Origin of the sequence: Methanolobus sp. ZRKC5 (genome assembly GCF_038446525.1) — an archaeon.
In the GTDB taxonomy this organism is placed as follows: domain Archaea; phylum Halobacteriota; class Methanosarcinia; order Methanosarcinales; family Methanosarcinaceae; genus Methanolobus.
In genome coordinates, this window is record NZ_CP151792.1 from 1,077,277 (window position 1) to 1,089,926 (window position 12,650).

At 40.3% G+C, this 12,650-nt stretch carries 9 protein-coding genes; 2 read left to right on the forward strand and 7 right to left on the reverse strand.

The window, feature by feature from the left end; all coding sequences use genetic code 11:
* The first annotated feature begins 213 nt into the window (after positions 1-213).
* Entirely contained in the window at positions 214-1,668 is a 1,455-nt protein-coding gene (locus WN948_RS05120) for an IS66 family transposase (protein ID WP_342306396.1), read from the forward strand.
* A gap of 176 nt (positions 1,669-1,844) precedes the next feature.
* Here WN948_RS05120 and thiI read toward each other — a convergent pair whose 3' ends face one another.
* The 7 genes from thiI to WN948_RS05155 all read right to left on the reverse strand — a co-directional run bounded on the left by thiI (position 1,845) and on the right by WN948_RS05155 (position 10,954).
* Positions 1,845-3,020 (reverse strand): tRNA uracil 4-sulfurtransferase ThiI, encoded by a 1,176-nt coding sequence (gene thiI, locus WN948_RS05125; RefSeq protein WP_342305927.1) that lies wholly within the window; start codon positions 3,018-3,020, stop codon positions 1,845-1,847.
* A gap of 77 nt (positions 3,021-3,097) precedes the next feature.
* Positions 3,098-3,400 (reverse strand): acylphosphatase, encoded by a 303-nt coding sequence (locus WN948_RS05130; RefSeq protein ID WP_342305928.1) that lies wholly within the window; start codon positions 3,398-3,400, stop codon positions 3,098-3,100.
* A gap of 23 nt (positions 3,401-3,423) precedes the next feature.
* Positions 3,424-5,334: a threonine--tRNA ligase gene (locus tag WN948_RS05135; RefSeq protein ID WP_342305929.1), complete on the reverse strand. Its 1,911-nt coding sequence runs from the start codon at positions 5,332-5,334 to the stop codon at positions 3,424-3,426.
* A 119-nt stretch (positions 5,335-5,453) separates the two neighbouring features.
* A complete protein-coding gene (locus WN948_RS05140) occupies positions 5,454-6,566 on the reverse strand; it encodes an AI-2E family transporter (RefSeq protein ID WP_342305930.1) in 1,113 nt (370 codons plus the stop codon).
* Between the two features lie 54 nt (positions 6,567-6,620).
* Complete coding sequence (locus tag WN948_RS05145; RefSeq protein ID WP_342305931.1) at positions 6,621-8,657, reverse strand: phosphoadenosine phosphosulfate reductase family protein; 2,037 nt, start codon at positions 8,655-8,657, stop codon at positions 6,621-6,623.
* A 78-nt stretch (positions 8,658-8,735) separates the two neighbouring features.
* Positions 8,736-10,106, reverse strand: coding sequence for an NADPH-dependent glutamate synthase (gene gltA, locus WN948_RS05150; RefSeq protein ID WP_342305932.1), 1,371 nt, complete (start codon positions 10,104-10,106; stop codon positions 8,736-8,738).
* On the reverse strand, positions 10,106-10,954 hold the full coding sequence (locus tag WN948_RS05155) for a sulfide/dihydroorotate dehydrogenase-like FAD/NAD-binding protein (RefSeq protein ID WP_342305933.1): 849 nt from the start codon (positions 10,952-10,954) through the stop codon (positions 10,106-10,108). The genes gltA and WN948_RS05155 overlap by 1 nt, the downstream gene beginning before the upstream one ends.
* Positions 10,955-11,633: 679 nt before the next feature.
* Here WN948_RS05155 and WN948_RS05160 point away from each other — a divergent pair.
* The gene (locus WN948_RS05160; protein WP_342305934.1) at positions 11,634-12,644 is read left to right on the forward strand and encodes a sugar phosphate nucleotidyltransferase; all 1,011 of its coding nucleotides are present in this window, start codon (positions 11,634-11,636) and stop codon (positions 12,642-12,644) included.
* The last annotated feature ends 6 nt before the right edge of the window (positions 12,645-12,650 follow it).

Here is a 12,650-nt window from a genome sequence, read left to right on the forward strand (position 1 = left end):
TTAATTTGCTTTGAGTTTGTACGCCTTAAATGTGCATTGTTGATAATTATATATAAACAGTTTGTATTATTTCAAGCAGAATAATATATATTAAAATGTAACTATTCAGCCTAACTGTTTTAATGATGCAAAAAACAATATACTATGGCTTCATTCTATGTGTTAAAAAATATTCAGTAAAATATCATAAAAAACGTCTATCAATCTGAGGGGATTTGTATAGACCGCGAAGAAATACTTGCAGTTTATGAAGCTGGTCCAGAAGCAGTAGTAGAACTTGTAACTCGATTACTTGGGATAATTGAACATCAATCTCTCCAAATTGCACAACTTGAAGAGCGTGTCAGGCATTTGGAAGAAATGCTTGAAAAGAATAGTCGCAACAGTAGCAAACCACCTTCTACTGATTCTTATGCACGGAATAAACCAACCCTTAAAAGTCAAAGAAAAAAGACCAATAAGCATGTAGGTGGTCAAAACGGTCATCCTGGTACTACATTAAGAATAAATGATGATCCGGATGAAGTTATTGTTCATCCTGTTAATCAATGCGTCAATTGTGGGAGATCGTTAGCTTCTGTTCCCTCTAACTATGAAAGAAGACAGGTCTTTGACATTCCTCCTATAACTATCAATTGCATTGAACATCGTTGCGAGATTAAAACATGTCCCAAATGTTCTCATGTAAACAAAGCTCTTTTTCCAGATGGTGTAACTCAGCCGACTCAATACGGTCATCGAGTTAAGTCATTTGCAGTTTATTTGCACACTTACCAATTACTTCCTTATCAGCGTGTTACCAAGTTGTTCTCTGATATTTTGGGATGCAAGATAAGTCCTGCTACTTTGGTGAACACGGAACGTAGTTGTTTTGAGAAGCTTGGAGCTTTTGAAAATACAGTGAAACATCTCCTGAAAGAATCTCCTGTCATCAATCTGGATGAAACAGGAATGAGAATAAATGCAGTTCGTAATTGGCTTCATGTGGCAGGTACAGACAAACTGACCTATTATTTTGCACATCGCAAAAGGGGCTCAGAAGCAATGGATGCTATGGGCATATTACCAGGTTACACTGGTGTTGCAACACATGATTTTTGGAAACCGTACAACAAATATGAATGTCAACATTCATTATGTAATGCACATTTATTACGAGAGTTAACTGGAGCTTCCGAAAACAGTGATCAACAGTGGCCAAAGATAATGAGTGATCTCTTGATATGCATTAAACATCATGTTGATAATGATCTTTTAGATACTGAGCTAATTCAAAGGTTCAGTGAGGATTATGATCACATAACTTGTTTAGGAGTGAATGAAAATCCTCCTGATCCGGAATCAAATGTGCGGTCTAAAAAACGAGGACGTAAGAAGCAGACCACGGTAAAGAATTTGCTGGATAGGTTTATTGGCCATAAAGAGGATATCTTGCGATTTATGTACGACCAAAACGTTCCGTTTGATAACAATCAGGCTGAAAGAGATATCAGAATGACGAAAGTACAGCAGAAGATATCAGGTACTTTCCGCAGTAAACAGGGTGCAAAAAATTTCTGCCGTATAAGAGGATACGTGTCTACTGTTAATAAGAATTCTGAATCTGTTATCGATGCAATTAGTGCAATATTTTATGGCAATTCATTTGTTCCAAAGTTGCAGAATTAATCGTGGATGAAGAAATCAGCTTGGTGGAAGTGAGCTAGGCTGAATAGTTACATTAAAATTACAATGAAACCGATAGCATCTACCATAACATAGAAATGAAATATAATAAAAAAATATAAACTTTTAAATGTATAACTATGCAAATTAATAGCATACAAATAAAGGTCAAACCCGTGTCAAATTTCTAAATTCGTAACTCTGGCATTTTCCATAGATTTTTTAACAAGTTCATCAATATCAATTTTTTCCTCTTCCATAAGAAGAGAGTCAAAACCAGCTTTTACCTCAGGGTACATTGGAACTGCTGCACAACTTCCTGCAGGCTGGATGGATATGTCAAAAGTACCTATATTCCTTGCAATATCAATGATCTCATTTTTATCAAGACCTATCAAAGGATGATATATAGGAAGACAAAGTCCGTGAATTTCAGCATGCATATTAGCTGCAGTCTGGGAAGCTACCTGGCCAAGAGATGAACCGGTAATTATGCCTGAAGCACCTTCTTTTTTCATTACTTCAGCAGCTATCCTGTACATGGTCCTCTTACATAGAAGACATGTTTTGTTCCTGGAACACTTGTCTATAAAAATCCCGAGATTAGAACCGTTTGGAACCTCATATACCTTGAACGGATGACTTGGACACCATTCCTGAAGCGCTTTTATGCAATCCATTGTGCGCTTATGAGCAGGGTCTTCATTGTAGGGAGAATTATTACAATAAACATGCACTATCTCCACACCCCTTTTCATTAAAAGCCAGGTGGAAACCGGAGAATCAATACCTCCTGAGATAAGAGAGACCATTTTACCCTGAGTACCCATAGGAAGTCCACCCACACCTTTCACGGCTTCTGTGAAAACATATGCTTTGCTCTGGCGCATTTCCACGAAAATTTCCCTGTCAGGATTTGAGAGATCCACAGAAGGTGTAATGCCTTTTGATTCGAGCATACTCCATACTGCATCGCCGCATCCCATCCCAATATCACGTGACGAAAAACTATGGTTTCCCGTACGTCTGGCCCTGATTGCAAATGACTGGCCTTCAATAACAAAACTATCAGCAAGTTTTGCACACAATGCACCTGCAGACTCAATGGTAGCATCAGCCACCTGTGCAAAAGAAGTAGAAACCACTCCAAAAACATCCGCTGCTGCCTTTGCAGCTCGCGTATCATCAGTTTCAATGAAAATTCTTCCCCATTCGCGCATTATGCGGGAATACGGGATACCGCGATGTTCCAGCATTGCTGAGATATTGTTCACCAAAGTCTTCTCATACCAGTTACGAACACCTGTGCTCTTTAAGGCAAGTTCACCATACCTTACAATGATTATGTTTCCCATTAATAAAGAATCAGTAATAGGACTATTAAAGTTAATCGGAGAAAGTCATCTCAAAATAAGAAGACAGTAGATTGACCTTACCTTTTAATATCGAAATCTGAATATTCTGAAGAAAATGAAGACCATGATATGTCCAAATCATCAACTCTGGCTAAAGCCGGACCTATATCCAAATAATTTATCAATTTTTGAATAGAGGGGGTTTTCCCCTCAGCAAAAACCTTGACCCTGCCATCTGGCAGATTCTGTGCAAAACCTGTAAGACCAAGTTTTTTGGCATTTTCCATGGTGAATTTACGGAAATAAACACCCTGAACTTTCCCTTTAACAAGTATGATTGCAGAGGAAAATTCCTCTGCGTAGGATTTGTCGTCCTGCATACCCATTTATTTGTATGAAAGGCTTATATGAATTTTGGCCTCTTACTAAGCATTTTTGCAAGACATAGTCCTTTATATGGCATCCCTTCAACCTCAGAAGAGATTCTGGAATTAAGTTCTTCAGGAGCCATCTCCACCTTTACCGGCTTCTTAGGTTGTGATTCTGCACGGATGGTCACATTGATAGTACCATTTTCCACTTCGCTGTCACCAACAACCACAACATAAGGAATCCATTCACGACCAGCCTCACGTATTTTCTTACCTACTGTGTCATCCCTGTCATCAATATCAACACGGAAATTAAGTTGCTCAGATACCTTTAGAGCATAATCCATGTGCTTTTCTGCTATGGGTATAACCCTTACCTGAGTGGGGGAAAGCCATAAAGGCAAAATTGGAACTCCACCCTCTTCAGCCTTCATTGCCTCTTTTTCAAGCAGCCCATAGATACAGCGTTCAATTGCACCACTTGGGGAACAGTGAAGGATCACAGGTTTGTTGGCATTTCCATTGGAGTCGATATAGTTGATATCGTACCTTTCAGCATTCTCAACATCTATCTGTACAGTTGAAAGTGCACTTGCCTTTGCAAGAGCATCGACGAAATTGAACTCGAATTTAAGCACGAAATAGAAGAAACGGGTATCCCACATTTCAATAAGCACCGGCTTATCAACAGTCTTTGCAAGATTTGTTATGAAATCCTTATTCTCATTGTAGAAATCCCTGGTAAACCTGATTGCAACTTCAAAGTCATCCACCTTGATACCAATTTTATCAAGAACAGAGATACACATGTTATACTGATCATCGAACTGGGATATTGCCTGCTCCATATCAGTACACAGGCTGTGCATGTCCGGCATTGTGAAAGCACGCAGACGTCTCAGACCCACAAGTTCTCCACGCTGCTCCTTCCTGAAGCTGTACCTGGTCATCTCTATCATTTTCAATGGCAGGTTCTTGTAGGAGATGGTCATATCATGATTCATGAGGAACTGACCGAAACATGCGGCGAACCTGAGGAAAAGCTGCCTTTTGTCAGATTCAATGGAATACTGACGTGCAGGGAACCTGTCAAGGTATTTCTTCAGGGTCGGATGATTCATATCATACATTATAGGTGTTTCTACCTCCATGGCCCCAACCTTTGAAGACTCCTCAAGCACATAGTTCTCGAGCAATGATTTCATCAGACGACCCTTTGGATAATAGCGCATATTACCCGAATCAGATCCTGGCTCATAGTCTGCCAGTTCCAGCCTGCGCATCAGCTCAACATGTGGAGGTGCCTTCTCAACAGCTCGCTTCTTGGATATCTCATAATCCACAAACTTCTCGAGATTCTCATGCCCTGTAAAATCAAAACTAGTTGCGTCGTGCAGAGTGCCATCCGGTGTAAGGACGTGCCAGTATGACTTAGCAGTACTCTCAGCTTTGAGAGCTTCGGAGACTACTTCTTCCTTCACAGATGCAAGACAGGAGGAGGTTTCGGACCCTGGTACCGCTTCATCGGGGACGATTGAACGTGAAAGTTCAGAAAGTGGGTGGCCTTTGCAGCTTATCTTGAAAGCCTTGTACCATCCAAATGGAGCCCTCATTACAGTGAATTCTCCGGAAAGTGCTTTTTCTATTCCTTTAAGGACGGCAACGCCAGACTTGGGAGAGGATAGGTCAGAACTCAGATGAGCATATGGATAGACCATTATGCTTTCAGCTTTAACCTGTGAAGCCACATTTTTTATCTCATCTACAGCTTTTGAGATAGTACCTTCAACGTTTGACTCATCAACCTTTTCCACTGCAATGAATGCAGTAAGAGCTTCTTCGAGTCTGCCTTTTTTAAAGGACTCTTCTATTTTTTCAGCAACCGGAGTGCTCTTTTTCACTTCATACTCAATATAATCAGAATGTATCAGTAATAATTGCATAAATTCACCTTTATGATATCTGCTACCTTAATTAGACCAATCGTTAATAACCTTTTTCAAGCACCATTCAGGAACAAATATAGACCCAGTAACAGAAAACGAAGTCCTTTAAAAGCCTTTCAATCTGCAACTTCTTTTTCGCAAAAAGAAGCATCTTTTTGCACACAAACCGGCCCATCATTGCCTGTATAAACCCGGTATGCTGCAACTATTGAACCCAGCACGATAGGAGCCATGAAGAAACCTGCAATACCCCCTACAAATGCACCACCTGCAAATGCAAGAAGAATAAGAAAAGGATGTATTTGAGACTTTATACTTGCAAGGTAAGGACGCAGAAAGAGTTCAGGAGGACCATAGATGATTATGGATGAAACTACGAAAAACACAATTGCACTTTCAAGCCCCTGGCCCAGGTAACGATATAAGCACAAAACAAGCAAAACCATGTAACCGGCAAACAGGGGAATGACAGATGCTACGAATATAAGAGTGGACAAAGCAAGAATATGAGTAAAACCAAATGCATAGAATACTATCAGAGAAAGAACACTGGCAATCAATGCAGCTGATGCATTTCCTATGAAAACACCCTGTAAGATAACATCAAGGTGGAATATATATCGAACCACGGCAGACTTATGTTCACTTGGAACCACCCGCAATACGGAATTATAAAGACTGCTACCATCTGCAAGTAAAAAATAGCAGAGGAATATTGCAATAAGCAAGTTTATAGCGAACATCATCAGATTTTGGGCATAAGCTACAATTCCGATCTTACTAAGCAAGGGGAAGAATGAACTGGAAATATTCCATACCATTTGTTGTACATCAGCACTGTACTTTTCAGGTATGTCTATGGACCTGAAAAAATCAAACGTTGTATTGATGACATACGCCTGGTTCTCAATTATCCACACTATCTGACGAAGTATTTCCACAACCCCGGAACCTATTATGAAAACAACAGGAACAACTATACACATCGTTGCTACAAGGGCTGCAGCCTTCCTGAATCGTTTCATCTTTAGGAAGATCGGACGGGCAATATAAGCAAATACAAGACCAAGAACGATACCATCGGCAAGAGGAAAAAGTATGTACACGAATAGAACTGACATGAAAAAAATTGCCACAAGAGAAACTAGTTTCCACTTGCTATCTATTATTCTTGAAAGCCCATCCTTTCCTGTTGTAACCATTTTCACCATTTGACCGTTCTTTTTCATTTATATAATATACTAACCTATTAATAACTCACCGTAAAAAACAATATGCGTAGTTCAGGATAGTTTGCCTGCATATTTGAGCACTACGCATGAATCCGTGCATTTACCACACCTGACGCAACTAGCATTTATCTGCACAGAGCCATCTTTGATAGTAATAGCACTTACTGGGCATGCTTTGAGGCATATACCACATCCTGTACACTTATGAGCCTTTAATAACTGGCTTGAGACCTCCTTAAAAAGAGAATCTGCAATATCCTTATTTTCAGAATTTATTACAAGACTTCCGGATGAAAATATCTTTACAGTGGATGAATCAGTCTTTAGCATCAGAAGACCAAGCTCTTCTGAAAAAACCATCTTTCCAATAATGTTCATTACATCCATGGTTCGTTTCATTGAAAAACCATGTATCGAGGCTTCAATACTATAACCTCCGGCTTTACATGGAGATATTCCTGAAGTGATGTTTACACCAAACGATGAATTACTAACACTTGCTGATGAAGAGATTCCCATTTCCTCGCAGAGTTTTATCATCTTGGGAGGAAGTTCCTTCCATCTCCACAAACCATGCTCAATGAATTGCTCAGACAAACCATTACTTTCTGCCCACTGCATAAGGAATGATTCCCAACGCTCATGTAACTGAGGATGCAGGTCCTTTAACCGATTATATTCTGCCGAAAGAGCCGCTGGACACAAATAACACCCTACCCTTTCAAAACCAAGATCATAAAGAGGGTTGTATTCGAGTTTTCTCCAATGGATGTACAACCAGACTTCTATTGCTTTCCAGTCTTTTATAGGGAAAATATTAAGCTGACCCGGAACAAAAGGATTTTTTTCACTTGTGGAAATATTCGCTCTGGAAAATGACTCATACCTTCTTTTCCCATCCACGGTTATGCATGTGGGAGCTTCCTCAAGACACTCCTCTATAGCTGCATTTGCCGGAGCAAGTTTGCATATTTTACAGCACCAGCGAAAATCCTTTGCTGGAGGACCAAATGCATCCACATTGTCCCAGAAATCAGAAACTGCCTTTTTTTCGATCAGTTCGATGTTGTTATCCCTGCAATATTTATGAGCAAATTCCACAGTTTCAGGGAACTCAATACCGGTATTGAGAAAAAATGCCTGAACTTTCCTGTTCTTTAGTGCGCTGATGGTCAGGTCAAGTATCACAAGACTATCCTTTCCACCACTGAATGATACATTGACAGGCAGACCTTTGTGATCTTTCTGGTTTGCAATGCCTTTTATTGTGTTGATGGCGTTCTTACCAAGTTTGCGCATATGAACAACGTTTGCAGTCACTACATCATCCATTGTAGCAACCTTTACATTCAACGAAACCTGCTGTGAATCGATCTTCCTGACCCTCAGTACCGGACCATCTACAGAAGATGCATCCTTTGCATCGCAGTATGCTATCCCAAATCCACTAAGGTTTCCAGATCTTACAAGTACAATGTCATTTTCCCGGACATCGGGAGAAATAGATTCTACCAGATCATAGTTCACTTTTTTGCCGTTAAGGTGCCTGGAATTCTTTTTCAGCACTATCGTTTTCTGGCTAGTATACTCCTGAAGGATGCTGGCACCCAAAACAGATGGTTCGAAAACGTAGTCCATTTTGTGCATATCAAAGCGGAGGATTCCAAAAAACAGACCGTCAACTATAACCTCATCAGTCTTATCGTCCCCGGGGATCTTATTTAGGAGAATAACCCGCTCACCCAATGGATCACATGAAAATAAAGATAAAAGCAGGTCGTGAAGGATACTTCGTTCATAAGGAGAACAAAAACGCACATCTGCAGGTTGAGAAAGGTTTATCTTTTCCCCTTCATTTCCACAATTATTGCAGCCCTTTTCTATAAGTGGAACATTGCAGTCCCTGCACCAAAAAATATAGTCCTTTTCGTTGCTTGCATATCTTTGACCGGACTTTTTTTGAGTAGGACTCTTCTTTGGCATCTTGTTCCCGGAAACTTTGTTTCTGTCAGAAGAATTGTTCACACTTTTCATGTGTGACTTTTTGGGTTTGCTTGGAAAAGAACTGCCTTTTTTCATTGATACCATTTAGCGTATACCAGCTTAAAAAGGTGTTCAGGAAAAAATAATAAAAAAAAGGGTTCCGGACAAAGCCGGATAACAAAATTAGTCAGTCAGATATTCATTTATGGCCTGCGCAGCGATCTTGCCTGCTCCCATGGCACTGATAACCGTTGCAGCACCCGTCACAGCATCCCCGCCTGCATAGACATTGTCAAGAGAGGTCTTTCCGGAACCATCAACTATAATGGTCCCTCTTGAATTGGTTTCCAGACCGGTTGAACCTGAGAATATCATAGGGTTGGGTGATGTACCAATCGCAATGATAACAATATCAGCATCCAACACATGTTCAGAACCTCCCACAGGAACAGGACTCCTGCGTCCGGAATCATCAGGCTCTCCAAGTTCCATTTTGATGCATTCCACACCATTAACTGTCATGTTCTCGCCTTCAAGAATACGTACAGGATTGCTGAGCAGTCTGAACACAATACCTTCTTCCTTTGCGTTCTCCACTTCTTCCTTCCTTGCAGGGAGTTCGGCCTCGCTTCGGCGGTATACTATACTTACCTCATCAGCGCCAAGGCGAAGTGCACTGCGTGCGGCATCCATTGCAACATTACCGCCACCAACTACAATGACCTTCTTCCCTCTTTTGATAGGTGTATCGTAATTTGGGAACTGGTATGCCTTCATCAGGTTAACCCTGGTCAGGAACTCGTTCGCGGAGTAAACACCATTGAGATTTTCGCCTTCAATACCCATGAATCTTGGTAATCCCGCACCAGTTCCAAGGAAAACAGCATCGAATGCATTCGCAAGTTCATCCAGGGTCTTTATTTTCCCGATGACGTAATCAACTTTAACCTCAACACCAAGCTGCTTGATGTATTCAACTTCTTCCTTTACTATTGCCTTTGGAAGCCTGAACTCAGGAATTCCATAGGTCAATACGCCGCCAGTATCATGGAGTGATTCGAATATTGTAACTTCATGGCCTTCTTTTGCAAGATCTGCTGCTGCCGTAAGACCTGCAGGTCCGGCACCGATAACTGCGACTTTTTTACCTGTGGACTCAGCACGTACAGGAGGAGTTACACCTCTTTTCCTCTCATAGTCTGCACAGAAACGTTCGAGCCTTCCGATTGCAACAGGCTTACTCTTCTTTGCGAGTATACAGTGTAGTTCACACTGGGCTTCCTGAGGACAGACACGTCCACATACTGCAGGAAGTGCATTGGTAAGTTTAATAGTATCAATTGCCCTGTCAAAGTCCCCTTCCTTTATACTGACAATAAAACCGGGTATATCAATATTTACAGGACAGCCTTCCACACATTGAGGAGTCTTGCACTCAAGACATCTTGAAGCTTCAGCATGTGCCTGTTCATCGTTATAACCCAGTGCAACTTCATTGAAGTTTTGTGCCCTCTCTTTAGGGTCCTGTAATGGCATTGCCTGTCTTTCAACCATTAGTTCTCGCCCCTGCAGGTGCATTTATGGTTATGATGATCGAGACACTTTGCCTCTTCATCCTTGTAAAGACCAAGGCGGCTCATCAAAAGATTGAAATCTACTTTATGAGCATCAAATTCAGGACCATCCACACAAGCGAACTTTGTCTCGCCACCCACAGAAACCCTGCATCCACCACACATGCCAGTACCATCGATCATAATAGGATTTAGGCTTACAAGTGTTTCAACACCGTAAGGTTCCAACATACCGGCTGCCACACGCATGAGAATTGGAGGACCTATGACAACTACTCTTGCAACCTTTTCACCGCTGTCAAGAATATTATTTACAACATCCGTTACAAAACCGTGGTGACCTTTAGAACCATCATCTGTTGCAACATGGAGCTCATCACTTGCGGCCTTCATCTCATCTTCGAAGATAAGGAGGCTTTCGTTCCTCGCACCGATCACAGATATTACTTTGTTACCTGCCTTGCGGTATGCCTTAGCCTGTGGATATATAGGAGCTATACCGATTCCACCACCTACAAGGATAACTGTGCCGAGTTCCTTCACATCAGCAGGTGTTCCAAGAGGACCAACAAAGTCCTGAAGTTCATCTGAAGTTGTCAGCTTTGCAAGCTTTTTTGTAGTCTTGCCCATTTCCTGGAAGATTATTGTGATTGTACCTTCAGTTGCATCAAAATCAGCAATTGTTAGTGGTATTCTTTCACTGGTCTCATCAATACGTAGTATAATGAACTGGCCTGCCTTTGCAGCTTTAGCAACGTCAAGTGCCAGAATTTTCATCTGGTGCACATTAGGAGCTAGTTCCTCTTTTTCGATAATTTTGTATGACATACGATCACGTTGTAGAAGTAGATGGGATGGTTAGATTTTTTGATATGATTGAGTTAATAGTACTTAAAAATTGAGATAAGGATAATATTGGAAAAAACAGAACTTTGGAACAATATTTATTTAAACAGATATTCAGACATAATCCTCAAATGTATAAATGAAAACATACCCTCACCATCAATTAATACTGTGGTCAGTGATGATATTATTCTGCCCCATTAATAAAATACAATTATTTTATATATTTGTATGTTCATTTGTAGACATAAACATATGAAAACTCTAAATATATAAATAAAGACGTTTTTATCAAATCTATCATACTTGCTGGCGGCTCTGGCACACGCCTATGACCCTTAAGCCGGGAAAAATATCCAAAATAAGTCCAACAGCATCAAATTATTAGATATTAAGTAATTCAAAAATATCCGTAACTATTCAGCCTGGCACGATTTGCCTATTGGTACTGATTTCATCGAAATAGAGATGTCTGCTCACTAACAATCTAACAATCAAAAAAGCAATCAATAGCAACAATCAAAATAAATGATCCTAATGAAATTTACGTTTCAACTTTTTGTCAAGATTGTTATTGATAGCGTTTTTATCAGGCTGAATAGTTACAAATATCCCTTATTTATCAAACATTATACATTACTTTTTAAAAAGGAGACTATAAATGAAAGTAATCATCCCTGCAGCAGGTACTGGAACACGCTTGTTTCCGCACACTCACACCAAACCAAAACCCATGGTATACATAGCAGGTAAACCTATTATAGGGCACATCCTTGACAGAATGATAGATCTTGAACCAGAAGAGATAATACTTGTTGTCGGTTATCATAAAGAGCAGTTGATATCATACGTCAACAAGCACTATCAAAGTATATTCAACATCAGGTATGTAGAACAGGTAAACAGACTTGGTCTTGGGCACTCTGTGTATATAACACGCGAATATGCAAGAGGTTCAGATATCATGATAGCTCTTGGAGATATGATCTTTAAATCAGGATATTTTGATTTCTACAAAATGCACGCTGAAAATGAAAAATGCGCAGGTTCAATTGGCGTAAGGGAAGTTGAAGAACCCAGAAAATATGGAATTGTTGAGCTAGAGCAGACCTCACCTTGCATCAAGAAGCTTGAAGAAAAACCAGAAAGACCAGCATCAAATCTGGGAATTGCAGGAGTGTACTTTATAAAGGACACACCTATGCTGTTTGAAGTCCTTGAGCAGATGATAAAGAATGATAAAAGATCACGTGGAGAATACCAGTTAACAGATGCACTTCAGGAAATGATTAAACAAGGCAGCAGGTTGAAGACATTTGAGGTTTCCAGCTGGTACGACTGTGGTCATGCAAAATCACTCCTTGAAACAAATCAGGTATTATTGAATGAAAAAGAGAACATCGACCTTGATCATAAAAGTGTTGATTCTGTAATAATACACCCAGTAGCAATCGGAAAGAATGTGAAAATACTCAATTCTGTGGTTGGGCCCTATGCATCTATTGCTGAGGAAACAACCGTGGAGAGTTCCATAATATCAGACAGCGTCATTGGTTCACGCACGCATATATCAAAAGTGAACCTGCAGTCCTCAATAGTAGGAGACGATGCAAATGTCATTGGCAAGCACAATTCATTAAATATAGGAGACTCATCTTCAATAGAGTTCTAGAGTGTG